Annotated in this window: 25 protein-coding genes; 16 read left to right on the top strand and 9 right to left on the bottom strand. The window is 58.6% G+C overall.

Features of this window, described 5'->3' with window-relative positions; all coding sequences use genetic code 11:
* Positions 1–103 precede the first annotated feature (103 nt).
* The 5 genes from ACQKP4_RS07905 to ACQKP4_RS07885 all read left to right on the top strand — a co-directional run bounded on the left by ACQKP4_RS07905 (position 104) and on the right by ACQKP4_RS07885 (position 3,144).
* Positions 104–1,084, top strand: coding sequence for an RnfABCDGE type electron transport complex subunit D (locus tag ACQKP4_RS07905; RefSeq protein WP_427631966.1), 981 nt, complete (start codon positions 104–106; stop codon positions 1,082–1,084).
* Complete coding sequence (locus ACQKP4_RS07900; RefSeq protein ID WP_427631964.1) at positions 1,081–1,692, top strand: RnfABCDGE type electron transport complex subunit G; 612 nt, start codon at positions 1,081–1,083, stop codon at positions 1,690–1,692. The genes ACQKP4_RS07905 and ACQKP4_RS07900 overlap by 4 nt, the downstream gene beginning before the upstream one ends.
* The gene (locus ACQKP4_RS07895; protein WP_427631962.1) at positions 1,685–2,194 is read left to right on the top strand and encodes an Rnf-Nqr domain containing protein; all 510 of its coding nucleotides are present in this window, start codon (positions 1,685–1,687) and stop codon (positions 2,192–2,194) included. The genes ACQKP4_RS07900 and ACQKP4_RS07895 overlap by 8 nt, the downstream gene beginning before the upstream one ends.
* A 25-nt stretch (positions 2,195–2,219) precedes the next feature.
* Positions 2,220–2,858, top strand: coding sequence for an endonuclease III (gene nth, locus ACQKP4_RS07890; RefSeq protein ID WP_427631960.1), 639 nt, complete (start codon positions 2,220–2,222; stop codon positions 2,856–2,858).
* Between the two features lie 106 nt (positions 2,859–2,964).
* Positions 2,965–3,144: a PA3496 family putative envelope integrity protein gene (locus tag ACQKP4_RS07885; RefSeq protein ID WP_427631958.1), complete on the top strand. Its 180-nt coding sequence runs from the start codon at positions 2,965–2,967 to the stop codon at positions 3,142–3,144.
* Positions 3,145–3,235: 91 nt separating this feature from the next.
* Here ACQKP4_RS07885 and ACQKP4_RS07880 read toward each other — a convergent pair whose 3' ends face one another.
* Entirely contained in the window at positions 3,236–3,862 is a 627-nt protein-coding gene (locus ACQKP4_RS07880; protein ID WP_008155570.1) for a response regulator transcription factor, read from the bottom strand.
* Positions 3,863–4,267: 405 nt separating this feature from the next.
* Here ACQKP4_RS07880 and ACQKP4_RS07875 point away from each other — a divergent pair, with 405 nt between their 5' ends.
* Positions 4,268–4,873, top strand: coding sequence for a hypothetical protein (locus ACQKP4_RS07875; RefSeq protein ID WP_427631956.1), 606 nt, complete (start codon positions 4,268–4,270; stop codon positions 4,871–4,873).
* A 164-nt stretch (positions 4,874–5,037) separates the two neighbouring features.
* Here ACQKP4_RS07875 and ACQKP4_RS07870 read toward each other — a convergent pair whose 3' ends face one another.
* Both ACQKP4_RS07870 and ACQKP4_RS07865 read right to left on the bottom strand, forming a co-directional pair.
* Positions 5,038–6,255: an argininosuccinate synthase gene (locus ACQKP4_RS07870; RefSeq protein ID WP_427631954.1), complete on the bottom strand. Its 1,218-nt coding sequence runs from the start codon at positions 6,253–6,255 to the stop codon at positions 5,038–5,040.
* A gap of 129 nt (positions 6,256–6,384) precedes the next feature.
* Complete coding sequence (locus ACQKP4_RS07865) at positions 6,385–7,290, bottom strand: flagellar protein MotY (protein ID WP_427631952.1); 906 nt, start codon at positions 7,288–7,290, stop codon at positions 6,385–6,387.
* A gap of 159 nt (positions 7,291–7,449) precedes the next feature.
* Between ACQKP4_RS07865 and pyrC the strand changes: the two genes are divergently transcribed.
* Both pyrC and rnt read left to right on the top strand, forming a co-directional pair.
* Positions 7,450–8,496: a dihydroorotase gene (gene pyrC, locus ACQKP4_RS07860; protein WP_427631950.1), complete on the top strand. Its 1,047-nt coding sequence runs from the start codon at positions 7,450–7,452 to the stop codon at positions 8,494–8,496.
* Complete coding sequence (rnt, locus tag ACQKP4_RS07855) at positions 8,493–9,170, top strand: ribonuclease T (protein WP_162439412.1); 678 nt, start codon at positions 8,493–8,495, stop codon at positions 9,168–9,170. The genes pyrC and rnt overlap by 4 nt, the downstream gene beginning before the upstream one ends.
* Before the next feature lie 191 nt (positions 9,171–9,361).
* Here the strand turns inward: rnt and ACQKP4_RS07850 are convergent, their stop codons facing one another.
* A complete protein-coding gene (locus tag ACQKP4_RS07850) occupies positions 9,362–9,964 on the bottom strand; it encodes a peroxiredoxin (protein WP_427631947.1) in 603 nt (200 codons plus the stop codon).
* Positions 9,965–10,276: 312 nt separating this feature from the next.
* Between ACQKP4_RS07850 and ACQKP4_RS07845 the strand changes: the two genes are divergently transcribed.
* Entirely contained in the window at positions 10,277–10,495 is a 219-nt protein-coding gene (locus ACQKP4_RS07845; protein ID WP_008057530.1) for a bacterioferritin-associated ferredoxin, read from the top strand.
* Positions 10,496–10,694: 199 nt separating this feature from the next.
* Positions 10,695–11,168, top strand: coding sequence for a bacterioferritin (gene bfr, locus ACQKP4_RS07840; RefSeq protein ID WP_149657986.1), 474 nt, complete (start codon positions 10,695–10,697; stop codon positions 11,166–11,168).
* An 85-nt stretch (positions 11,169–11,253) separates the two neighbouring features.
* Here the strand turns inward: bfr and grxD are convergent, their stop codons facing one another.
* The 3 genes from grxD to ACQKP4_RS07825 all read right to left on the bottom strand — a co-directional run bounded on the left by grxD (position 11,254) and on the right by ACQKP4_RS07825 (position 14,226).
* Entirely contained in the window at positions 11,254–11,595 is a 342-nt protein-coding gene (gene grxD, locus ACQKP4_RS07835; RefSeq protein ID WP_149631462.1) for a Grx4 family monothiol glutaredoxin, read from the bottom strand.
* Positions 11,596–11,692: 97 nt separating this feature from the next.
* Complete coding sequence (locus ACQKP4_RS07830; RefSeq protein ID WP_427631944.1) at positions 11,693–13,801, bottom strand: molybdopterin oxidoreductase family protein; 2,109 nt, start codon at positions 13,799–13,801, stop codon at positions 11,693–11,695.
* 134 nt (positions 13,802–13,935) lie between these two features.
* On the bottom strand, positions 13,936–14,226 hold the full coding sequence (locus ACQKP4_RS07825) for a hypothetical protein (protein WP_427631942.1): 291 nt from the start codon (positions 14,224–14,226) through the stop codon (positions 13,936–13,938).
* 404 nt (positions 14,227–14,630) lie between these two features.
* Here ACQKP4_RS07825 and argF point away from each other — a divergent pair, with 404 nt between their 5' ends.
* Both argF and ACQKP4_RS07815 read left to right on the top strand, forming a co-directional pair.
* On the top strand, positions 14,631–15,551 hold the full coding sequence (argF, locus tag ACQKP4_RS07820) for an ornithine carbamoyltransferase (protein WP_427631940.1): 921 nt from the start codon (positions 14,631–14,633) through the stop codon (positions 15,549–15,551).
* A complete protein-coding gene (locus tag ACQKP4_RS07815) occupies positions 15,548–16,657 on the top strand; it encodes an ABC transporter ATP-binding protein (protein ID WP_427631938.1) in 1,110 nt (369 codons plus the stop codon). The genes argF and ACQKP4_RS07815 overlap by 4 nt, the downstream gene beginning before the upstream one ends.
* Positions 16,658–16,707: 50 nt before the next feature.
* Here ACQKP4_RS07815 and ACQKP4_RS07810 read toward each other — a convergent pair whose 3' ends face one another.
* Both ACQKP4_RS07810 and ybaK read right to left on the bottom strand, forming a co-directional pair.
* Positions 16,708–17,490, bottom strand: a complete 783-nt coding sequence (locus ACQKP4_RS07810; protein WP_427631936.1) for a PhzF family phenazine biosynthesis protein — start codon at positions 17,488–17,490, stop codon at positions 16,708–16,710.
* 92 nt (positions 17,491–17,582) lie between these two features.
* On the bottom strand, positions 17,583–18,053 hold the full coding sequence (gene ybaK / locus ACQKP4_RS07805; RefSeq protein WP_427631934.1) for a Cys-tRNA(Pro) deacylase: 471 nt from the start codon (positions 18,051–18,053) through the stop codon (positions 17,583–17,585).
* 371 nt (positions 18,054–18,424) lie between these two features.
* Between ybaK and ACQKP4_RS07800 the strand changes: the two genes are divergently transcribed.
* The 4 genes from ACQKP4_RS07800 to glpD all read left to right on the top strand — a co-directional run bounded on the left by ACQKP4_RS07800 (position 18,425) and on the right by glpD (position 23,580).
* The gene (locus ACQKP4_RS07800; protein ID WP_427631932.1) at positions 18,425–19,276 is read left to right on the top strand and encodes an MIP/aquaporin family protein; all 852 of its coding nucleotides are present in this window, start codon (positions 18,425–18,427) and stop codon (positions 19,274–19,276) included.
* Between the two features lie 75 nt (positions 19,277–19,351).
* Positions 19,352–20,857 (top strand): glycerol kinase GlpK, encoded by a 1,506-nt coding sequence (glpK, locus tag ACQKP4_RS07795; RefSeq protein ID WP_427631930.1) that lies wholly within the window; start codon positions 19,352–19,354, stop codon positions 20,855–20,857.
* Positions 20,858–20,952: 95 nt separating this feature from the next.
* Positions 20,953–21,708, top strand: a complete 756-nt coding sequence (locus ACQKP4_RS07790) for a DeoR/GlpR family transcriptional regulator (protein WP_007916700.1) — start codon at positions 20,953–20,955, stop codon at positions 21,706–21,708.
* A 333-nt stretch (positions 21,709–22,041) separates the two neighbouring features.
* On the top strand, positions 22,042–23,580 hold the full coding sequence (glpD, locus tag ACQKP4_RS07785) for a glycerol-3-phosphate dehydrogenase (RefSeq protein ID WP_427631928.1): 1,539 nt from the start codon (positions 22,042–22,044) through the stop codon (positions 23,578–23,580).
* Positions 23,581–23,583 lie beyond the last annotated feature (3 nt).

The following is a 23,583-nucleotide window of genomic DNA, read 5'->3' as shown; positions in this document are numbered from 1 at the left end:
CGTCGTGCCGAGCTAAAGAAAGCGCAAACCAACGAGGCACCGGCAGAGCAGATCGAAGCACTGCAACGGGCGGTGAATGAAGCCGAGCGCCAGGTGGATGCCCATGTCAGCCCTTGAGTCGGTCGACGAACGCCTTCAGCAAGTCATGAAGCTGGTATTGCTGGCGCTCGTGCCGGGGCTGTTGGCGATGTTCTGGCTGTACGGCTGGGGCGTGTTGATCAACCTGATCCTGGCGAGTGTGACCGCACTGGCGGTAGAAGCGGTGGTGTTACGCCTGCGCCAGCGCGAATGCGTGCCGACGTTGAGCGACGCCAGCGCGTTGGTCAGTGCAACCCTGCTGGCATTGGCGTTGCCGCCTTACTGCCCGTGGTGGCTGACGGTGTGCGCCGCCGCACTGGCAATCTGCGGTAAACAGCTTTACGGCGGCGTTGGCAAGAATCCATTCAACCCGGCGATGCTGGGGTTGGCGTTGGTGCTGGTGGCCTTTCCACAACAAATGACTCACTGGCCTGCATTGCATGGCATGGACCTGCTCGGTGGTTTGCAACAGGTGTTCGGCTTCGGTCAGATTGCCGATGGCTGGGTTCAGGCCACGGCGCTGGACAGTCTGCGGGTCAACAAGAGCCTGACCATGGACGAACTTTTCGCCACGCCCGCCTTCGGCCATGTCGGCGGTCGCGGCGTGGAATGGGTCAACCTCGCGTTTTTGGCCGGTGGCGCATTTTTGCTGCAACGGCGAGTGTTCAGTTGGCATGCGCCGGTCGGCATGCTCGCCAGCCTGTTCGTCATCAGCTTGCTGTGCTGGAACGGCTCGGGCTCCGACTCCCATGGCTCGCCGCTGTTTCATTTGCTGAGCGGCGCAACCATGCTGGGCGCGTTCTTTATTGTCACCGAGCCGGTGTCTGGCGCTAAAAGTGCTTTTGCCCGATTGCTGTTCGGCGCAGGCGTCGGCTTGCTGACTTATTTGATTCGCACCTGGGGCGGTTATCCGGATGGCGTGGCCTTCGCGGTGTTGTTGATGAACCTGTGTGTGCCGGCGCTGGAACGATTTGCTGAGTCCAGGCAGGAGGCCGTTGCGCAATGAACCGGGCAACGAGCGTTGTGACTGTAGTGGTGTTGGCCGCGCTGGGCCTTGGCGCGACGTACCTTGCGCAACAGGCCAGCACAACGCGAATTGCCACTGAGCAACGCCTTATCGACAGTCGCAACCTCCTGGACCTGCTGCCGCCGGGCAGCTACGACAACCAACCACTGGATCAGCCGCTGCCGCTCGAAAACATCCCGTTGGCCAACAGCACTTTGCTGGGCGGATATCTGGTGAGCAAGACCGGCCAGACGAGCGCGGTGTTGCTGCGCAGTCAGACCCTGGGTTACGAGGGCGCCATCGAATTGCTGATCGCCATCGACGTCCACGGCAAATTGCTCGGTGTCAAAACCCTCAAGCAAAGGGAAACCCCAGGGCTGGGTGGCAAGATCGCGGACTGGCCCAATGCCTGGCTGCATGGATTTACCGGCAAGTCCCGATCCGAATCTGCTGATACTGGCTGGGCATTGAAAAAGGACAGTGGGCAATTCGATCAGATCGCTGGCGCCACCGTCACATCAAGGGCGGTGATCAACGCGGTGCATGACGCGCTGCGCTACTTCGATGAACACCAGCAATCACTGATCGGGAGCAGCGCCCATGAATAAGCCCGCAACGCTGCAGAACTCGCTGATGCTGGCACCGCTGATTGGCGCCACGGACTTGTTCATCACGGCCGCTGGCCTGTGCCTGATGTTCATCACCGTGATCGGCACTTATGGTCTGCTCATGAGCGTGCTGCGCTCGCGTCTGATGCCTTGCACCCGCTTGTTGGCGGGCGCGCTACTGGCGACCGCGCTGACCAGTTGCGCAGAGATCGTCGCGCGGGCCTGGTCGCTTGAATGGCACCAGCATGCGGGAATCTATGCGGGGCTGATCGCCCTGCAATGTGTCGTGCTGGAGCACAACGGTTTCTTCCAGCGCCCGCGCCTTGATCGCCTGCGCCTATGCTGTGTGTTCGTTGCGTTGATGCTGGGCCTTGGCCTGCTGCGCGAAACCCTCGGCAACGGCGGTCTGCACCTGGCCACGCTGGCCCCTGGCGGATTCATTTTGCTGGGTTTGCTGATAGCCGCACGTCAAGCGTGGACCCGCTCGACGCCCTCACCATGACTGCCTTCGAGGACACGCTTCGCCCATGAATGCTGCAAAACGTCTGGAAATTTTCCGCCGGTTTCACGAAGACAATCCGGAGCCGAAGACCGAACTGGCTTACTCCTCGCCGTTCGAACTGCTGATCTCGGTGATTCTCTCGGCACAGTCGACCGATGTCGGGGTCAACAAGGCCACCGCCAGGCTCTACCCGGTGGCCAATACCCCGGCGGCCATTTACGCGCTGGGGATCGAAGGCTTGTCGGACTACATCAAGACCATCGGCCTGTTCAACAGCAAAGCGAAAAACGTGATCGAGACCTGTCGCCTGCTGATCGAGCGCCACGGTGGTGAAGTACCGCAGACTCGAGAAGAACTGGAAGCGCTGCCCGGCGTTGGCCGCAAGACGGCCAACGTGGTGCTCAATACCGCGTTCCGGCAACTGACCATGGCCGTGGACACGCACATCTTCCGCGTCAGTAACCGCACCGGCATTGCGCCAGGCAAAAATGTGGTCGAGGTTGAGCACAAGCTGATGAAGTTTGTGCCCAAGGAATATTTGCTGGACGCCCATCACTGGTTGATCCTGCATGGACGCTACGTTTGCCTGGCCCGCAAGCCCCGCTGCGGCAGTTGCCGGATCGAGGATTTGTGCGAATTCAAGCAAAAGACCTCGGACGATTGAGGCGCTATTAAGGATATTGACGTATCGATTGAAAAAATCTTTTTTACCCACCGGTAAATTGTCGCTATAAGGAGCCCCAAAGGCACTCTTAGCCTGGAGTTAACTTATGAGCAACGGCAAAGAGCAACTGGACGCAGAAGATGACTTCACCCCCGTTGAAGTCGATGACGCTGAGCCGGTGGTAGAGGTGGCAAAGACCAATCTGAGCAAGCGCCGCACCATCGACAACCTGCTGGAGGAGCGCCGACTGCAAAAGCAATTGGCCGATTACGATTTTGACTTATGACACTTAAAAGCCTCCCGAACGGAGGCTTTTTACTAAGTGCCGAGTTCGGATTTTCGCCCCCCTCATCGCACCTCGTTGCACAGGGACCTGCTCATACCAGGCCATTGCGCTGAGCGAGCTCGATCAGATCGACCAAGGAACGAGCGTTGAGCTTCAACAACAGACGAGTCTTGTAGGTGCTGACGGTCTTATTGCTAAGAAACATCCCGTCGGCAATCTCCTTGTTGGTTTTTCCACGGGCCAATTGTTGCAGGACCATCATTTCCCGCCCCGAGAGGCGATCAACCATATCGGCTTCACTGGCATTGCCAAGACTTGAGCGCACGGTATGCAGCGCTTGATTTGGAAAGTAACTGTAACCAGACAACACCGCTTTTATCGCACTGAGCAACTCCGTGAGGTCCTGTTGTTTGCAAACATATCCCGCCGCCCCCGATTGCATACATCGCATGGAAAAATGCCCGGGCGCCTGAGAGGTCAATATCAGGACTTTCATTGGCATTGCCGTTGATGTCAGCCGTGCAATAACTTCCAGCCCATCCAGTTTGGGAATACCAATATCCAATATGACAATATCCGGCATATGTTCACGGGCAAGTTGTAATGCATCCACACCGTTATCGGTTTCGGCAATGACTTCGTAGCCATGACGTTCCATCAGCATACGCACCGCGAGACGAATGACAGGGTGATCATCCACGATCAGCACTTTATTCATGGGCAATTCCAATTTCGCTGTTCGAATTTTTAGAGCCCGCACAATAGCCTAGTCGTTTCGTCCATGGCATGCCGCCTCACTCGGCCACCCACAGCGAGAGACACGTCTTACAGAAATAAAAGATTCGTCCTACAAGAATTCCAAAACAAATTGCGCCATGCGCGCCATAAAACCATCTGCACCAAGCTCGCGGTAAATTATTTTGTGTCGACTTACAACCTGAATATAAATGATAGTTCTTGCCGCCAGGCACCGACAAATACTCACTATTTAGCTATGCTAAAAAACAACTTCAACATATCGACAACCGAGGCGCACCATGACTTGAACTAACAACCGCGATATTCACCCGCAACACCACACCTTTAACCCTATGAGCAAAGACAATATTCATGAGCAAACAATATGATAAGACTAAACCGAAAGATCACGAACCCGATGACGATCATTGCAATATTTGCCGTACTTTCCGAAGCCTCCGCAGCGGTCTCGCTTCCCTTTCTCGACAATGAAGAACGCGCCCTCTACATCTGGTTTCTGATCAGTTTCCCTTTCTATTTGCTGTTCCTGTTCTTTGCCACACTCAACTTCAACTATCGTTCGCTGTATGCGCCGTCTGATTTTGAAAAGAGTGAGCACTTCTTGAAAGTCATGGAAAGTACTGATCGAAAGAACAATCCATTGTCTACGCAAGACCTGCCGACGCAGCACTATGTGTGCTTGCCCGAGAGGCTGAAAGACTTGCACATCTTCGATGCGCGCCGAATAAAGCAGCACATTGAATTCAGCACATTGCTTGAAAGAATTCAGCCTCCCCAGAACAACCTGGCCCAAGTGATCGTGTTTCTCACCTGTGCGGAATCGGAGATCGGGCTGAAGGAAAGTGTCCTGAAGCATTCAAAACAAATAAAGAAACGCAGCGGAGCCATTTTCTGCGTTGCCTATAATTTGAACTCGCAAGCCCTGACGGTTATTGGACAAACGTCTTACCTGACGCGGACCGGCAGTTAGCCTTTGAAGAGCAAAAGGAGGGAAAAACAGGACAAAGCTGTCACGAAGAAGGAATCAGTTGAATAGTTGACGAATGCTCGCTTCAAACCCCTTTCGGACCTGTGGCCTTGTCATCGACAAGGCCACAGGTCCATTACCATCATTTCATTACGGCTTCAGAGGTCTCAGAACAGCTTGCGGCCTTTGTTCGCGGCAATGCGCATGCGCAAGGCGTTGAGCTTGATGAAGCCCGCCGCGTCGGCCTGGTTGTAGGCGCCGCCATCTTCTTCGAAGGTAGCAATGTTGGCGTCGAACAACGATTCATCGGACTTGCGACCGGTGACGATAACGTTGCCTTTGTACAGTTTCAGGCGCACAACGCCGTTCACGTGTGCCTGGGAAGCGTCGATCATCTGTTGCAGCATCAGACGCTCAGGGCTCCACCAGTAACCGGTGTAGATCAGGCTGGCGTATTTGGGCATCAACTCGTCTTTGAGGTGAGCCACTTCGCGGTCCAGGGTGATCGATTCGATCGCCCGGTGAGCGCGCAGCATGATGGTGCCGCCCGGCGTTTCGTAGCAGCCACGGGACTTCATGCCCACGTAACGGTTTTCGACGATGTCGAGACGGCCGATGCCGTGTTCGCCACCGATACGGTTCAGGGTCGCCAGCACGGTAGCCGGGGTCATTTCGACGCCGTCCAGGGCAACGATGTCGCCGTTGCGGTAGGTCAGTTCCAGATACTGCGCCTTGTCAGGAGCGTTCTCCGGGGAGACGGTCCACCGCCACATGTCTTCTTCGTGCTCGGTCCAGGTGTCTTCCAGCACGCCGCCTTCATAGGAGATGTGCAGCAGATTGGCATCCATCGAGTACGGGGATTTTTTCTTGCCGTGACGCTCGATCGGGATGTTGTGCTTTTCAGCGTAATCCATCAGCTTTTCACGGGAGAGCAGGTCCCATTCGCGCCAAGGAGCGATCACTTTCACGCCAGGTTTGAGCGCGTAGGCGCCGAGTTCGAAACGAACCTGGTCATTGCCCTTGCCGGTCGCGCCGTGGGAAATGGCGTCGGCGCCGGTTTCGTTGGCGATTTCGATCAGGCGCTTGGCGATCAACGGACGAGCGATGGAAGTACCCAGCAGGTACTCGCCTTCGTAAACGGTGTTGGCGCGGAACATCGGGAACACGAAATCGCGTACGAATTCTTCGCGCAAGTCGTCGATGTAGATTTCTTTTACGCCCATGGCCTGAGCCTTGGCACGGGCCGGCTCGACCTCTTCGCCCTGACCCAGGTCAGCGGTGAAGGTCACGACTTCACAGTTATAAGTATCCTGCAGCCACTTGAGGATCACCGAAGTGTCCAGGCCGCCGGAATACGCCAGAACGACCTTGTTTACGTCCGCCATGCCATCACTCCACGGGGTTCTACGGAAAGCCGGGAAGTCTAACGCTCAAACGCGAAAATTTACAGAGGCGCGACAGCTTATGACGACGAAGCGACAGATTCTGTCGAGAGCGCGACGATGACCAGCGAGTCAGGAAGTTGCCGAGGTGCTCCCCGCTGCCACCTGTGGCGCGACTTTTTCAGTCGGAGCCACTCTTTCCAGACGCACCGCCACCCGACGATTTTTCGCGCGGTTGGCAGCGTTGGTGTTCGGCGCAAGCGGATATTGCTCACCGTGGAAGCGCATGGTGATCTGCGATTCCTGAATACCGTTAGCCTTGAAATAGTCCATCACCGCCAATGCCCGGCGGCGTGACAACTCGCGGTTGGTCAGGCGATTGCCCGCGTTGTCGGAGTGCCCATCAAGTTCGATGTGATTGACCGTCGGGTCTGCCTTCATGAACTCCAGCATCACCTGCAATTGCGCCTTGGCCTGTGGGTCAAGGTCGAAGCCTTCGCCGGGGAAGCCGATTTGTGACTGTTTAACCTGCTCGAAATTCTTCGGCAGCAGTTTCGCCACGCAACTCTGGTAATCGTTGAATGCCTTGTTGAACTTGACCGGCAACAGACGCACTTCAGACACCCGTCCATCGCCGGAAGAGTGCCGAATGACCGGACTGCGGCCATCCATCAACCCGCTGATCAGCCGCCCGGCCTGAACCTGGGAGCTGTTGAACAGCACATTGCCGCTGCCGATTCTCACCGAACCGAGGTTGATGTCACCGCGCCCTGGCTGCCAGGGTGCAGCCGCCGCCAACAGGGTCGCGGAACCACCGCCGATCATCGCGTTATAGGCATTCAGACGAAACGTCGCCTGCTCGCCGGCACGGCGCACGAATTCACCCGACCCGAAATCGGTGATCGGCTGAGTCAGGCGGCATTCGAACTTGTCACCTTCGACCGTCCACTCGATGCTCTCCAGACGGGTCTGGAAAGTGAGCGCCATCGCGGGAAGGCTGGCAAACACACTGAGCAAGGCTAAATAACGCTGGCGCACGGGAGGCTCCACTGGCTTCTACAACAAAAAGACCGACACACGCATGTTTACGGCATACCTAGTTCATATCGGTAGGTTCCGGCAAAACTTGATAGCGAGTGCCTGGAAGAGTCTTTTCCGGTAGCATTCCCCTCAGTTTGACCCGCCTGGAATCCCCTCATGTCCGACCGCCTGACCCTGCTGCGTCCCGACGACTGGCACATTCATCTTCGCGATGGTGCCGTGTTGACCAATACCGTTGCGGATGTTGCGCGCACCTTTGGTCGCGCCATCATCATGCCCAACCTGGTACCGCCGGTGCGTAACGCCGCTGAAGCCGACGGCTATCGCCAGCGGATTCTCGCTGCTCGCCCGGCTGGCAGTCGCTTCGAACCGTTGATGGTGCTGTACCTGACCGACCGCACCCAACCCGAAGAAATTCGCGAGGCCAAGGCCAGCGGTTTCGTTCACGCCGCCAAGCTGTACCCGGCCGGCGCGACCACCAACTCGGATTCTGGCGTGACCAGCATCGACAAAATCTTCCCGGCGATCGAGGCCATGGCCGAAGTCGGGATGCCGTTGCTGATTCACGGTGAAGTCACCCGTGGCGATGTCGACGTGTTCGACCGCGAAAAAATCTTCATCGATGAGCACATGCGCCGTGTGGTTGAGCGCTTCCCGACGCTCAAGGTCGTGTTCGAACACATCACCACCGCCGACGCCGTGCAGTTCGTCAACGAGGCCCCGGCCAACGTTGGCGCGACCATCACCGCCCATCACTTGTTGTACAACCGCAACCACATGCTGGTCGGCGGGATTCGGCCGCACTTCTATTGCCTGCCGATCCTCAAGCGCAACACGCACCAGGAAGCCCTGCTCGACGCCGCCACCCGCGGCAGCGAAAAGTTCTTCCTCGGTACCGATTCCGCCCCCCACGCCCAGCACGCCAAAGAAGCCGCATGCGGCTGCGCCGGTTGCTACACCGCTTATGCGGCGATCGAGATGTACGCCGAAGCGTTCGAACAACGTAATGCACTGGACAAGCTTGAAGCCTTCGCCAGCCTCAACGGCCCACGTTTTTATGGTTTGCCGGTGAACACCGATCGCATCACCCTGGTCCGCGATGAGTGGACCGCCCCAACCAGCCTGCCATTTGGCGAGCTGACCGTTATCCCGCTGCGCGCCGGTGAAAAACTGCGCTGGCGCCTGCTGGAGGAACACGCGTGAGTGAAGACCATTTCGACGACGAACAGGACGGTCAAGGTGGCGGAGGTGGTTCGCGCCATCCGATGGCTGCTCGCTTTCGTGGATACCTGCCCGTTGTTGTCGACGTTGAAACCGGCGGTTTCAACTCTGCCACTGACGCCTTGCTGGAAATTGCCGCGACGACCATCGGCATGGACGAAAAAGGGTTTGTGTACCCCGATCACACCTACTTCTTCCGTGTAGAGCCATTTGAAGGCGCAAACATCGAAGCGGCTGCGCTGGAGTTCACCGGAATCAAACTCGATCACCCACTGCGCATGGCGGTGAGTGAAGAGGCGGCGCTGACCGATATCTTCCGCGGCATCCGCAAGGCGTTGAAAGCCAACGGCTGCAAACGGGCGATTCTGGTCGGCCATAACAGCAGCTTCGACCTGGGCTTCCTGAATGCTGCCGTCGCGCGTCTGGACATGAAACGCAACCCGTTTCACCCCTTCTCCAGCTTCGACACCGCGACACTCGCCGGCCTGGCGTACGGTCAAACCGTACTCGCCAAAGCTTGCCAGGCGGCGGATATCGACTTCGACGGTCGCGAGGCTCACTCGGCTCGCTACGACACCGAGAAGACGGCCGAGCTGTTCTGCGGCATCGTCAATCGCTGGAAACAAATGGGCGGCTGGGAAGACTTCAACGACTGATTGAAATGTCGGGCTCTTGCCGGGAGCGAGCTGGCTCGCGATGGGGTCGTCACCTTCAACATTGATGTTGACTGACAAGCCGCTATCGCGAGCAAGCTCGCTCCCACAGGTCTTGATTGCAGTTGCAGGTTTATCCCGCCCATAAAAAAACCGGCCTCGAAGGCCGGTTTTTTTATGCCTGACGCTTGGGCTTACAGCGCCGCAGCGTGCTCGGTCAGATAAGCCGCAACGCCTTCGGTAGAAGCGGTCATGCCTTTGTCGCCTTTTTTCCAGTTGGCAGGGCAGACTTCGCCGTGCTCTTCGTGGAATTGCAGTGCGTCGACCAGACGGATCAGCTCTTCCATGTTACGGCCCAGCGGCAGGTCGTTGATGATCTGCGAGCGGACAACGCCTTTGTCGTCGATCAGGAATGCGCCACGGAAAGCCACGCCGTCAGCGGACTGAACGTCGTAGGCCTTCATGACTTCCTGCTTGATGTCGGCAGCCATGGTGTAGCGAACCTGGCCGATACCGCCATTGTTCACCGGGGTGTTGCGCCATGCGTTGTGAGTGAAGTGCGAATCGATCGACACCGCGACCACTTCAACGTTACGCGCCGCGAAATCAGCCATGCGGTTGTCCAAAGCGATCAGCTCGGACGGGCAAACGAAGGTGAAGTCCAGTGGATAGAAGAACACCAGGCCATATTTGCCTTTGATGGCCGAGGACAGGGTGTAGCTGTCCACGATTTCGCCATTGCCGAGTACCGCTGGAACGGTGAAGTCCGGGGCTTGTTTGCCTACGAGTACGCTCATTGAATATCTCCTGGTCTATTAACGTGAAGAATTGGATTCGCATCAGCCTGCCACCCTCAGGCGACAGCCCTGTGACACGATCCCTTCGCAAGGACCGACCATCATACACGGCGTATTTGAGCTGTCCTTAACGGTTTTTTTAGACTGCGGTGAATTTGCCCTCGGCACGGATACTGGCGCAATGCCGGATCGAGACCGTTCGTCAGCGCCGCCGGCTTATAACGCAAAGCTTTCAGAAACCACTTTGACAATCATTCTCGTTAACATTAAGATCCATCGCAATTGAGTCACAACCAGCGACGGTTATCACTTATGTATGTTTGCCTCTGCACTGGCGTCACCGACGGACAAATCCGCGATGCAATCTATGAAGGTTGCTGCAGCTACAAGGAAGTCCGCCAGGCCACCGGCGTAGCCAGCCAATGCGGCAAATGTGCCTGCCTTGCCAAGGAAGTGGTCCGCGAAACCCTGACCAAACTGCAAACAGCCCAGGCTGCGATTCCTTTCCCGGTAGAATTTACTGCCGCGTAATTACCCTGTTTTAAACAACCGGACTTGATGTCCGGTTTTTTTATGTCTGAAAATCAATTGCTTACGCTTCAGACGCGGAACACAAACATTCTTATTCCGATTAATTTTCACTTAAGTTTCAATAACTTAGGTTTGACACTCGTAAATACGCAGCTCAAACTCTGCCGCATAGACAGCTACTTAGGGCAGGACCCCCATCATGAAAGGCGACATTACAGTCATCCAGCATCTCAACAAGATCCTTGCCAATGAGCTGGTCGCGATCAATCAATACTTTCTGCATGCGCGCATGTACGAAGATTGGGGCCTGAACAAGCTCGGCAAACACGAATACAAAGAATCCATCGATGAGATGAAGCACGCGGACAAGCTGATCAAGCGGATTCTGTTCCTTGAAGGCCTGCCGAACGTCCAGGACCTGGGCAAGCTGCACATTGGCGAACACACCAAAGAAATGCTTGAGTGCGACCTGCGTATCGAGCGCACCGGTCACGCGGATCTCAAGGTGGCCATCGCCCATTGCGAGACCGTAGGCGACTTCGGTAGCCGCGAACTGCTTGAAGACATTCTTGAATCCGAAGAAGAACACATCGATTGGCTGGAAACCCAATTGGGCCTGATCGACAAAGTCGGTCTTGAGAACTACCTGCAATCGCAGATGGGCGAAGAGTAAGTCAGCGCCCGCTGAACTCGAGACAATAAAAAGCCCCGCACTCTTCTAAAGAGGCGGGGCTTTTTTATTACCTGCAGAGATCGAATCAGGCTTCGGTCTTGTTGGCAGCAGCCGCTTCGACAGCGGCTTTGATCGTGGTCTGCAAAGAACCATCAGCCGACATTTCAGTCATGATGTCGCTACCGCCGACCAGCTCACCACCGACCCACAGTTGCGGGAAGGTTGGCCAGTTGGCGTACTTTGGCAGGTTGGCGCGGATTTCCGGGTTCTGCAGGATGTCCACGTACGCAAACTTTTCACCACATGCCATCACGGCCTGCGCGGCTTTCGCGGAGAAGCCACACTGCGGGGCATTCGGCGAACCTTTCATGTAAAGCAGAATGGTGTTGTTAGCAATCTGCTCTTTAATCGTTTCGATGATATCCATGGAGCACCTCGGCTGAACTTTCCGACTCATGGGTCGGCACGGTGGCGCATTGTAACGGAAACCCGAGCGCCATGCTCGGTCTCCCCGACAGACTCCCTCACGCCGCCGCTACAGTCACCGGCACGCCATTCAACGCCGCATTCCCTGACAACTCATCCAGCTGACATTCATCCGTGAGGTCATTGGCGCTGGAACCGGGCTGCCCGCTGGCAATCGTCATCTGCACGCCCGGCCGCGCATGGCCCCAGCCATGCGGCAGGCTGACCACGCCTTTCATCATGTCGAGGCTGGCGACCACTTCGACTTCGATCATGCCGACCCGCGAACTGACCCGCACGCGCTGCCCGTCGCTGAGCCCACGGCTGGCCAGATCGTCCGGGTGCATCAGCAATTGATGGCGCGGCTTGCCCTTCACCAGCCGGTGATAGTTGTGCATCCACGAATTGTTGCTGCGCACATGGCGGCGGCCAATCATCAACAACTCGTCAGCGGCAGGCGCTTGCAAGGCAGCGAAGCGCGCCAGGTCGGCAAGAATCACGGCAGGCGCAGCCTGGATCCGCTGACCCGGGGTTTTCAGACGTGGCGCGAGGTTGGATTTAAGGGCACCCAGGTCAACACCGTGGGGATGATCGAACAGCGTGGCGAGCGACAGCTTGTGCGGCGAAGCATCCCCATACAGTCCCATCCGAAGACCCCGATCAATCATCTGCGCCGGGGGCATGGTCGGTTTCAGCTCCTTGCCGGTCTTCGCGGCAAACGCCTTGGCCAGGCCGACAAAGATCTCCCAGTCATGCAACGCGCCTTCCGGCTTGGCCAGAATCGCCCGGTTGAAGCGGGTCACGTTGCGCACCGCGAACATGTTGAACGTGGTGTCGTAGTGATCGTTTTCCAACGCCGAGGTCGACGGCAGAATCAGGTCGGCGTATCGCGTGGTTTCGTTGATGTACAGGTCAATGCTGACCATGAACTCCAAGCCGTCCAGCGCCTGCTCCAGTTGCCGGCCATTGGGCGTGGACAACACCGGATTGCCGGCGACGGTGATCAGCGCGCGAACCTGTCCCTGCCCCTCGGTAAGCATTTCCTCGGCCAGTGCCGACACCGGCAACTCCCCGCCATATTCGGGACGCCCGGAGACGCGGCTCTGCCACAGATTGAAATGCCCGCCCGACGTCGAAGCCACCAGGTCCACCGCCGGCTCGGTGCACAGCGCGCCGCCGACCCGATCCAGGTTGCCGGTGACCAGATTGATCAACTGCACCAGCCAATGGCACAACGTGCCGAACGCCTGGGTCGAGACCCCCATGCGGCCGTAGCAGACGGCGGTCGGCGCCGCCGCGAAATCCCGCGCCAGTTGCCGAATCCGCTCGGCCGGCACCGCGCACAGCGGGCTCATGGCTTCGGCCGTAAAAGCGCCGACTGCCCGCCGAACCTCGTCGAGACCGTCCACCGGCAAATGGCTGTCGCGGGTCAGTTTTTCATCAAGCAAGGTGGTCAGCAGGCCGAACAACAACGCCGCATCGCCGCCCGGGCGCACGAACAGATGCTGATCGGCCATGGCCGCGGTTTCACTGCGGCGCGGGTCGACCACCACCACTTTGCCACCGCGTGACTGAATCGCCTTCAGGCGTTTCTCCACATCCGGCACGGTCATGATGCTGCCGTTGGACGCCAGCGGGTTGCCGCCGAGAATCAGCATGAAATCGGTGTGATCGATGTCCGGAATCGGCAATAACAGGCCGTGCCCGTACATCAAATGGCTGGTCAGGTGGTGAGGCAGTTGATCGACCGACGTCGCGGAGAACCGGTTGCGGGTTTTCAACAGGCCCAGGAAGTAGTTGCTGTGGGTCATCAAACCGTAGTTATGGACGCTGGGGTTACCCTGATAAACCGCCACCGAATCCTGGCCGTGCCGCTCCTGAATCGCCGCCAGGCGTTCGGCGACCAGGCTGAACGCCTCTTCCCACTCGATGGGCTGCCATTCGCTGCCCACTCGCAGCATCGGCTGACGCAGGCGATCCGGATCGTTCTGAATGTCCTGCAGGGCGACCGCTTTGGGGCAGATGTGCCCACGACTGAACGTGTCCAGCGGGTCGCCCTTGATCGAGGTGATCTGCACGCCGCTGGCGTCTACCTCGGTGGTTTCGATGGTCAGGCCGCAAATGGCTTCACACAGGTGGCAGGCACGGTGATGGAGAGTCTTGGTCATGGCCAGTCTCTGTTTTGTTCTGGGCGGGCAAAAACGGCCGCGGAAACAAAACTATGGCGCCTGACCCGCCGCTGCGCCAGCGACGTTCGTCTTGTGAATCGGCGGCCATCAGGCCAGCCGATGGCCGCGCGCGGTCAGTTGGGCGGCAGCCGGGGCGGCGTCTGCAACTGGATTTCCTGAACGGTTTCGATCTGCTCCTGGGGCACATGCACACCGGTCAGCTCACCGATCAGTCGCCAGTGCTCGTCGAGCCCGGTGCTGATGGTTGCCATGCGGTCGATCATCCGGCGCCCGGCGGCCTTGGTGACTTCGTCGTCGCTGCGCATCAACTCGAAAGACATCGAGGTCATCGAGGCAGTGAGGTGGGTCAGAGAGCGGGCCGTGAGGCCGAGTAAATCCATTAACAGCTGTTCTTTCGATTCCATTCCGAAGGCTTCCCGCGTCGCTCGTGAGGTAGTTATAACCCAGCACTTTGCATTAGCAAATGTTTCAGACCAGACATCTTGTCGGCCGGGCGCCAGAATGACAGGTCAGAAACCGACTGTCATTGCGCCATCCCCGCCCGGCTGATTGCAAAGCCCCGCAACCCCGGTGTACAAATGGCGGGCTGCGGCCAGTAAACAGGCTTCAAAAGCGCTACCGCGGTCACCCCGTAGCCCCTCTGAAATCCCCTAAGCACCGTAGCCTATTGGAAAAACGCGACATTTAATGTCAAGATCGCGCCTTCCCCTATTTCGTCGCCCCGTGCGGCTTACGCCGCAGGTCTCGCCCGTTGTTCCGTTAAACAAGGCTTTGAGCATCTGCGGTTTGTAGCAAAAGGTAGTCAATGATGAGCGCAAGGCACTTTCTCTCCCTGATGGATTGCACGCCCGAAGAGCTGGTCAGCGTGATCCGTCGAGGCGTTGAGCTCAAGGACCTGCGTAACCGCGGCGTACTGTTCGAGCCTCTGAAAAACCGCGTCCTGGGGATGATTTTCGAGAAGTCCTCTACTCGCACCCGGATCTCGTTCGAAGCCGGCATGATCCAGCTCGGCGGCCAGGCGATTTTCCTGTCCCCGCGCGACACCCAACTGGGGCGTGGCGAGCCGATCGGCGACTGCGCGATCGTCATGTCGAGCATGCTCGACGCAGTGATGATCCGTACCTTTGCCCACAGCACCCTGACCGAATTTGCCGCCAACTCCCGCGTGCCGGTGATCAACGGCCTGTCCGATGACCTGCACCCGTGCCAGTTGCTGGCCGACATGCAAACCTTCCTTGAGCATCGTGGTTCGATCCAGGGCAAGACCGTGGCGTGGATCGGCGACGGCAACAACATGTGCAACAGCTATATAGAAGCGGCGATCCAGTTCGACTTCCAGTTGCGCATCGCCTGCCCTGAAGGTTATGAACCCAGCCCTGAATACGTGGCGAAGGCCGGTGATCGCGTGACCATCGTCCGCGATCCGAAGGACGCCGTGCGCGGCGCGCACCTGGTGAGCACCGACGTCTGGACCTCCATGGGCCAGGAAGAAGAAACCGCCAAGCGCCTGAAGCTGTTCGCACCGTTCCAGGTCAACCGCGCCCTGTTGGACCTGGCCGCAGAAGATGTGCTGTTCATGCACTGCCTGCCGGCCCACCGTGGCGAAGAGATCAGCGTCGACCTGCTCGACGACACGCGCTCCGTCGCCTGGGATCAAGCCGAAAACCGTCTTCACGCACAAAAGGCCCTGCTCGAATTTCTCGTCGAGCCGGCGTATCACCACGCATGAGCCAGCCATTACTGCTTAACCTGCGCAACCTCGCCTGCGGCTATCAAGACCAGCGGGTCGTCCAGAACCTCAACCTGCATTTGAATGCCGGCGACATCGGTTGCCTGCTCGGCTCTTCGGGCTGCGGCAAGACCACCACGTTGCGAGCGATTGCCGGTTTCGAACCGGTGCATGAAGGTGAAATCCAGCTCGCGGGCGAGACCATCTCCAGCGCCGGATTCACCCTCGCTCCGGAGAAACGCCGGATCGGCATGGTGTTCCAGGACTACGCACTGTTCCCGCATTTGAGCGTGGCCGAGAACATCGCCTTCGGGATTCGCAAACATCCGCAAAAGGATCGTGTAACCGAAGAGCTGCTGGAACTGGTCAACCTCAAAGGACTCGGCAAGCGCTTCCCCCATGAGCTTTCCGGTGGACAGCAACAGCGTGTCGCACTGGCCCGCGCATTGGCGCCAGAACCGCAACTGCTCCTGCTCGACGAACCGTTCTCCAACCTCGATGGCGAACTGCGGCGCAAGCTCAGCCATGAAGTGCGCGACATTCTGAAAGCCCGTGGCACCAGCGCGATTCTGGTCACCCACGATCAGGAAGAAGCCTTCGCGGTCAGCGATCATGTCGGGGTGTTCAAGGAAGGTCGCCTGGAACAGTGGGACACGCCCTACAACCTTTATCACGAACCGCTGACCCCGTTTGTGGCGAGTTTCATCGGCCAGGGTTACTTCATTCGCGGCCAGTTGAGCAGCCCGGAATCGGTGCAGACCGAGTTGGGTGAACTGCGTGGCAATCGGGCCTACACGTTTGCGGTGGGCGGCGCAGTGGATGTCCTGTTGCGCCCCGACGATATCGTTTATGCGCCCGACAGTGCGCTGAAGGCTCGAATTGTCGGCAAATCGTTCCAGGGAGCGTCGACGCTGTATCGGTTGCAGATGCCGACCGGGGCGCAACTGGAGTCGATCTTTCCGAGCCATATCGATCAGCAGGTCGGTGCCAATGTGGGCATTCGTGTGGCAGCGGAGCATCTGGTGTTGTTCCAGGCGTCCGGCAGCACAGCGGCGCATATTCCAGCGGTTGAGTCCGGCGTTCGCCGCTACAGCACCGCTCACTGACACACCGAAAACATTGTGGGAGCGAGCTCGCTCCCACAATGCGTTTGGGGTCAACCGAGCATCAGCGTGCCGCTCGCCACCAGCGTCGCATTCCCACCAATCTTCACGCGATCGCCGTCCAGCCGGCAGAACAACTCCCCGCCGCGCTTCGAACATTGATAAGCCGTCAAACTCGACTTGCCCAACCGCTTCGACCAATACGGAATCAGGTTGCAGTGGGTCGAGCCGGTCACCGGGTCTTCGTTGATGCCAATCGCGGGCGCGAAGTAGCGCGAGACAAAATCATGCTTCACGCCTTTGGCCGTCACGATTGCACCCTGCCACGGCAACCTGGCCAACGCGAGCATGTCGGGCTGGCAATCGAGCACGGCTTGCTCGGAATCCAGCACCACCATCAACTTGTTTGAACCCAGCACGTCGACCGCTTGCACATTCAGCGCGCGCTCGACTTCCACTGTCACGCCCAACTCCGCCGGCTCAATGGCCGGGAAATCCAGCCACAGCCGACCACCCTCGCGACTCACGCTCAGTGGCCCGGACTTGCTGATGAATTCCAGGCGTTCCGCTGGCTCTTTATAGATGTCGAACAACACGTGGGCACTGGCCAGCGTGGCATGGCCGCACAACGGCACCTCCGCCGTCGGCGTGAACCAGCGAATGTGCCAGCCCTGCCCTTCGCGCACCACGAAAGCCGTTTCGGAAAGGTTGTGCTCGGCGGCGATTGTCTGCATCAAGTCATCGCCGAGCCAGGTGTCGAGCCGATAGACCATCGCCGGGTTGCCACTGAATGGCCGATCACTGAATGCGTCGACCTGATAAAACTCAAGCTGCATAACTGTCTCCCTCTGTCAGGTCAGCGAGCATGCAGCGCCCGGCACACCCGCGCCAGTGACAGAGCAGGCCGATTTCAACCATACAGAACCGCTCAGGGTCGGCCGATATCGGCGAACATGGCCTGGGTGTGTTCGGCCAGTACGGCAGGTGCCAATTCAACTTCAAGACCGCGCCGCCCTGCACTGACAAAAATGCTGGCGAACGATTGAGCCGACTGATCAATAAATGTGCGCAACCGCTTCTTCTGTCCCAACGGACTGATGCCGCCCAACAGATAACCAGTGGAACGCTGCGCAGCCGCCGGGTCGGCCATCTCGACTTTCTTCACACCCGCCGCATGCGCCAGCGCCTTCAAGTCCAGACTTCCGACGACCGGCACCACCGCCACCAGCAACTCGCCTTTCTCACTGGCCGCCAGCAGCGTCTTGAACACTTGTGCAGGCTCCAGCCCCAGTTTTTCCGCAGCCTCCAAACCATAGGACGCGGCCTTGGGGTCATGTTCATAACTGTGCACGCGATGTTCGGCTCGAACTTTTTTCAACAAATCCAATGCGGGGGTCATGACAGCTCCAGACTGGGCGACGTGGAAAAATCTTGCGCCCGATTCTAGGTGATTGAGCAGCAAAAGGCTCTATCGCGCCCCTGTTTCAAAGGGCGCGGCGCGTTTCTTTACCGTCCGTCCGTGAGCGAACCGCTGCGTGAACAATACGATCATTCACCTGACTAATAGTTGAATTGTGACCGACTGTTCACTTTCGACCTTTGACAGCAGTGTTTCTTGTCTATATTTTTTCGAATCTGAATGCCGCAGCAATCGCCTGTCCGCAACACCCAGCAGTAGGCCGAGCACAGGATGGGGATCCTGCCTCGGTGAAAATCGCGCTCTGACCATTAAGAACAAGCGCCAGACAACAACAAAAACCGAGGTTTTCAATGACAACTGCTTTACAACAACCGTCGCTCTCGAGCCAATGCATGGCCGAGTTTCTGGGCACTGCCCTGCTAATCTTTTTCGGCACCGGTTGTGTCGCTGCGCTCAAGGTCGCGGGTGCCAGCTTCGGCTTGTGGGAAATCAGCGTCATCTGGGGCGTTGGCGTCAGCATGGCGATCTACTTGACCGCCGGCGTTTCCGGCGCTCATCTCAATCCTGCGGTCAGCATTGCCCTGAGCATTTTTGCCGACTTCGAAAAGCGCAAACTGCCGTTCTATATCCTTGCGCAAATCGCCGGTGCGTTCTGCGGCGCGCTTGTGGTCTACACGCTGTACAGCAATCTATTCTTCGATTACGAACAAACTCACCATATGGTTCGCGGCACTCAGGCCAGCCTCGAATTGGCGTCGGTGTTCTCCACTTTCCCCAACCCTGCCCTGTCCACTGCCCAGGCGTTCCTGGTCGAAGTGATCATCACCGCCATCCTGATGGGCGTGATCATGTCCCTGACCGACGACAACAACGGCCTGCCCAAAGGGCCCTTGGCGCCGCTGCTGATCGGCCTGCTGATTGCGGTGATTGGTAGTTCGATGGGCCCGCTGACCGGGTTTGCGATGAACCCGGCGCGCGATTTCGGCCCCAAGCTGATGACTTTCTTCACCGGCTGGGGTGAAATTTCCTTCACTGGCGGCCGTGATATTCCGTATTTCCTGATTCCGATTTTTGCACCGATTGTCGGTGCCTGCCTCGGCGCTGCCGCGTATCGCGGGCTGATTGCCCGTCATTTGCCCAGCGCCATACCTGCTACAAAGGACGTATCACCGGCCATTGACGGCAAACCAAGAACTTCTTGATACCGTAGGCGCGTGGTCCTGCCCCTATGATCGCGCGCCTGACCTCACTCCCTTTTTTCGTCCAAGGCAATCGACATGACCGACTCTCAGAATAAGAACTACATCATTGCCCTCGATCAGGGTACGACCAGCTCCCGCGCGATCATTTTCGACCGCGACGCGAACGTGGTCTGCACCGCCCAGCGCGAATTCGCCCAGCATTACCCGCAAGCCGGTTGGGTAGAACATGACCCGATGGAAATCTTCGCCACCCAAAGCGCCGTGATGGTCGAGGCTCTGGCCCAGGCCGGGCTGCATCACGACCAGGTCGCGGCCATCGGCATCACCAACCAGCGCGAAACCACCGTGGTCTGGGACAAGACCACCGGCCGCCCGATCTACAACGCAATCGTCTGGCAGTGCCGCCGCAGCACCGAGATCTGCCAGCAGCTCAAACGCGATGGCCACGAGCAATACATCAGCGACACCACCGGCCTGGTCACCGACCCGTACTTCTCCGGCACCAAGCTCAAGTGGATCCTCGACAACGTCGAAGGCAGCCGCGAACGTGCGCGCAACGGCGAACTGCTGTTCGGCACCGTCGACAGCTGGCTGATCTGGAAATTTACCGGCGGCAAAGTGCACGTCACCGATTACACCAACGCCTCGCGCACCATGCTCTTCAATATCCACACCCTGGAGTGGGACGCGAAGATGCTGGAGGTGCTGGATATCCCGCGCGAAATGCTGCCGCAGGTTAAATCCTCGTCCGAAGTCTACGGCCACACCAAAAGCGGGATTGCCATCGGCGGCATCGCCGGCGACCAACAAGCGGCCCTGTTCGGCCAGATGTGCGTCGAGCCCGGCCAGGCGAAAAACACCTACGGCACCGGCTGCTTCCTGTTGATGAACACCGGCGACAAAGCCGTGAAGTCCAAGCACGGCATGCTGACCACCATCGCTTGCGGTCCTCGCGGCGAAGTGGCCTATGCACTGGAAGGCGCGGTGTTCAACGGCGGCTCCACGGTGCAGTGGCTGCGTGATGAACTGAAAATCATCAACGACGCCCACGACACCGAATATTTCGCCAACAAGGTCAAGGACAGCAACGGCGTGTACCTGGTGCCGGCGTTCACCGGCCTGGGCGCGCCCTACTGGGACCCGTATGCCCGTGGTGCGCTGTTCGGCCTGACCCGCGGCGTACGCGTGGACCACATCATTCGCGCCGCCCTGGAGTCGATTGCCTACCAGACCCGCGACGTGCTCGACGCCATGCAACAGGACTCCGGCGAACGCCTCAAAGCCCTGCGCGTGGATGGCGGCGCGGTGGCGAACAACTTCCTGATGCAATTCCAGGCCGACATCCTCGGCACTCAGGTCGAGCGTCCGCAAATGCGTGAAACCACCGCACTCGGCGCCGCCTACCTCGCCGGCCTGGCGTGTGGCTTCTGGGGCAGCCTGGACGAACTGCGTGGCAAAGCGGTGATCGAACGCGAATTCGCGCCGACCCTGGACGACGCCGCGAAGGAAAAACTCTACGCCGGCTGGAAAAAAGCCGTCAGCCGCACCCGCGACTGGGAACCGCACGAAGGCGCCGAATAAGCCAACGTACGTACTCGTATCAGTATGTAACTGGCAGGGAGCAGATTCCTGCGGCATCATGGGCAAATTTTGCACGGCAGCCCAAAGGAAGCCCCATGAATCTGCCTCCCCGTCAGCAGCAAATCCTCGAGCTGGTTCGCGAACGCGGCTACGTCAGCATCGAGGAAATGGCTACGCTGTTCGTCGTCACACCGCAGACCATCCGCCGCGACATCAATCAGCTCGCGGAAGCTAATTTGTTGCGGCGCTACCACGGTGGCGCCGCCTACGATTCCAGTGTCGAAAACACCGCCTACGCCATGCGCGCCGATCAGATGCGCGATGAAAAACAGCGTATCGGCGAAGCCATTGCGGCGCAGATTCCCGATCACGCCTCGCTGTTCATCAATATCGGCACCACCACCGAATCGATTGCCCGGGCGCTGCTCAATCACAATCACCTGAAAATCATCACCAACAACCTGCACGTGGCCTCGATGCTCAGCGCCAAGGACGATTTCGATGTCCTGCTGACCGGCGGCAATGTGCGGCGTGACGGCGGTGTGGTCGGTCAGGCCAGTGTCGATTTCATCAACCAGTTCAAGGTCGACTTTGCGCTGGTCGGCATCAGCGGCATCGATGAAGACGGCAGCCTGCTCGACTTCGATTACCAGGAAGTGCGAGTGTCGCAGGCGATCATCGCCAATGCGCGGCAGGTGATTCTGGCGGCGGACTCCAGCAAATTCGGGCGCAACGCCATGATTCGCCTGGGGCCGATCAGCCTGATCGATTGCTTGGTCACCGATCAGCAGCCGGTGCCGGCGCTGGCGCAATTGTTGAGTCAGCACAAGATTCGGCTCGAAGTCGTCTAACCCCATCGGTCTCCTGTGGCGAGGGGGCTATCCCCCGTTGGGCCGCGAAGCGGCCCTGAAACCTGCAAATACATGCCGTCTGACCCACCGCATTAGCCGGTTAACGACTGCTGCGCAGCCGAACGGGGCGGTGCGGCGTTCCGACAAGCCCCCCTCGCCACAAAAGCCCCCGCGCCCAGCGCAATGTTCGTAAATTTTCCTTTCTCGGCCCTTCGATCAGTTTTTTCAATCGAAGTTGACTGGCTGTGCGCGTCTTTATGGGCTACCATTTTCGCAAATGAACATTCATGTTCGAATTCCAATACAGAAATCAAAAAATCCCGAGGCCAGCCGATGCCCACTTCTACCTTGCCTACGCCCCCTCTCGCTGAGGTTTACGACATTGCCGTCATCGGTGGCGGGATCAATGGCGTAGGGATCGCGGCGGACGCCGCCGGCCGCGGTCTTTCGGTGTTCCTTTGCGAAAAGGACGATCTGGCCAGCCACACCTCGTCGGCCAGCAGCAAGCTGATCCACGGTGGCTTGCGCTACCTCGAACATTACGAATTCCGTCTGGTGCGCGAAGCCCTCGCCGAACGCGAAGTGCTGTTGGCCAAGGCGCCGCACATCGTCAAGCAAATGCGCTTTGTGCTGCCGCATCGCCCGCACCTGCGTCCGGCGTGGATGATCCGTGCCGGCCTGTTCCTGTATGACAACCTTGGCAAGCGGGAAAAACTGGAAGGCTCGAAAAGCCTGAAGTTCGGCCCGGACAGCCCGCTGAAAAGCGAAATCACCAAAGGCTTCGAATATTCCGATTGCTGGGTCGACGACGCGCGCCTGGTGGTGTTGAACGCCATGGCCGCCCGCGAAAACGGTGCTCACGTGCACACCCAGACCCGTTGCGTCAGCGCTCGCCGCACCAAAGGCTTGTGGCACCTGCACCTGGAACGCGCCGATGGCAGCCTGTTTTCGATTCGGGCCAAGGCGTTGGTGAATGCGGCCGGGCCGTGGGTGGCCAAGTTCATTCGTGATGACCTGAAAATGGAGTCGCCGTACGGCATCCGCCTGATTCAGGGCAGCCACCTGATCGTGCCGAAACTGTACGAAGGCGAGCACGCGCACATTCTGCAAAACGAAGATCAGCGCATCGTGTTCACTATTCCGTATCTGAACCACTTCACCCTGATCGGCACCACCGACCGCGAATACACCGGCGACCCGGCGAAAGTGGCGATTACCGAAGGCGAAACCGATTATCTGTTGAAAGTAGTCAACGCCCACTTCAAAAAGCAGATCAGTCGCGACGACATCCTGCACAGCTATTCCGGGGTTCGCCCGCTGTGCAACGACGAATCTGACAACCCGTCGGCCGTCACCCGCGATTACACCCTGGCGCTGTCGGGCACCGGCGAAGAGGCGCCGCTGCTGTCGGTGTTCGGCGGCAAACTGACTACCTACCGCAAATTGGCCGAGTCGGCGCTGGCGCACCTGGCCCCGTACTTCACGCACATCAAGCCAAGCTGGACCGCCACGGCGACGCTGCCGGGCGGCGAGCACATGACCACCCCGCAAGCCTTGAGCGCGCTGATTCGCGACAAGTACGACTGGGTGCCGAGCGAAATCGCCCGGCGCTGGGCCACTACTTATGGCAGCCGCACGTGGCGCATGCTTGAGGGCGTGCAGGGCCTGGGCGATATGGGCGAACACATCGGCGGCGGTCTCTACACGCGCGAAGTCGATTACCTGTGCAGCGATGAGTGGGCCACCACCGCGCACGACATCCTGTGGCGTCGCAGCAAGCTCGGCTTGTTCACGACCGCAGCGGAACAGCAAAAGCTGGCGGATTACTTGAGCAAGGTCGAACAGAACCGCAGCAAGATCGAAGCGGCCTGATCG

It is taken from the genome of Pseudomonas sp. NPDC086278, from assembly GCF_050280905.1.
GTDB lineage: Bacteria > Pseudomonadota > Gammaproteobacteria > Pseudomonadales > Pseudomonadaceae > Aquipseudomonas.
Note: the sequence above shows the minus strand (reverse complement) of the source record. Positions and strands in the feature narration are given on the sequence as shown.

Coding starts and splice junctions, on each gene's coding strand:
- ACQKP4_RS07875 (WP_427631956.1), top strand. CDS start 4,268: ATGATAAGACTAAACCGAAAGATCACGAACCCGATGACGATCATTGCA.
- ACQKP4_RS07885 (WP_427631958.1), top strand. CDS start 2,965: ATGAGCAACGGCAAAGAGCAACTGGACGCAGAAGATGACTTCACCCCC.
- glpK (WP_427631930.1), top strand. CDS start 19,352: ATGACCGACTCTCAGAATAAGAACTACATCATTGCCCTCGATCAGGGT.
- ACQKP4_RS07850 (WP_427631947.1), bottom strand. CDS start 9,964: ATGAGCGTACTCGTAGGCAAACAAGCCCCGGACTTCACCGTTCCAGCG.
- ACQKP4_RS07830 (WP_427631944.1), bottom strand. CDS start 13,801: ATGACCAAGACTCTCCATCACCGTGCCTGCCACCTGTGTGAAGCCATT.
- glpD (WP_427631928.1), top strand. CDS start 22,042: ATGCCCACTTCTACCTTGCCTACGCCCCCTCTCGCTGAGGTTTACGAC.
- ACQKP4_RS07815 (WP_427631938.1), top strand. CDS start 15,548: ATGAGCCAGCCATTACTGCTTAACCTGCGCAACCTCGCCTGCGGCTAT.
- grxD (WP_149631462.1), bottom strand. CDS start 11,595: ATGGATATCATCGAAACGATTAAAGAGCAGATTGCTAACAACACCATT.
- ACQKP4_RS07870 (WP_427631954.1), bottom strand. CDS start 6,255: ATGGCGGACGTAAACAAGGTCGTTCTGGCGTATTCCGGCGGCCTGGAC.
- argF (WP_427631940.1), top strand. CDS start 14,631: ATGAGCGCAAGGCACTTTCTCTCCCTGATGGATTGCACGCCCGAAGAG.
- nth (WP_427631960.1), top strand. CDS start 2,220: ATGAATGCTGCAAAACGTCTGGAAATTTTCCGCCGGTTTCACGAAGAC.
- pyrC (WP_427631950.1), top strand. CDS start 7,450: ATGTCCGACCGCCTGACCCTGCTGCGTCCCGACGACTGGCACATTCAT.
- ACQKP4_RS07905 (WP_427631966.1), top strand. CDS start 104: ATGTCAGCCCTTGAGTCGGTCGACGAACGCCTTCAGCAAGTCATGAAG.
- bfr (WP_149657986.1), top strand. CDS start 10,695: ATGAAAGGCGACATTACAGTCATCCAGCATCTCAACAAGATCCTTGCC.
- ACQKP4_RS07800 (WP_427631932.1), top strand. CDS start 18,425: ATGACAACTGCTTTACAACAACCGTCGCTCTCGAGCCAATGCATGGCC.
- ACQKP4_RS07790 (WP_007916700.1), top strand. CDS start 20,953: ATGAATCTGCCTCCCCGTCAGCAGCAAATCCTCGAGCTGGTTCGCGAA.
- ACQKP4_RS07900 (WP_427631964.1), top strand. CDS start 1,081: ATGAACCGGGCAACGAGCGTTGTGACTGTAGTGGTGTTGGCCGCGCTG.
- ACQKP4_RS07880 (WP_008155570.1), bottom strand. CDS start 3,862: ATGAATAAAGTGCTGATCGTGGATGATCACCCTGTCATTCGTCTCGCG.
- ACQKP4_RS07845 (WP_008057530.1), top strand. CDS start 10,277: ATGTATGTTTGCCTCTGCACTGGCGTCACCGACGGACAAATCCGCGAT.
- ACQKP4_RS07825 (WP_427631942.1), bottom strand. CDS start 14,226: ATGGAATCGAAAGAACAGCTGTTAATGGATTTACTCGGCCTCACGGCC.
- ACQKP4_RS07895 (WP_427631962.1), top strand. CDS start 1,685: ATGAATAAGCCCGCAACGCTGCAGAACTCGCTGATGCTGGCACCGCTG.
- ybaK (WP_427631934.1), bottom strand. CDS start 18,053: ATGACCCCCGCATTGGATTTGTTGAAAAAAGTTCGAGCCGAACATCGC.
- ACQKP4_RS07810 (WP_427631936.1), bottom strand. CDS start 17,490: ATGCAGCTTGAGTTTTATCAGGTCGACGCATTCAGTGATCGGCCATTC.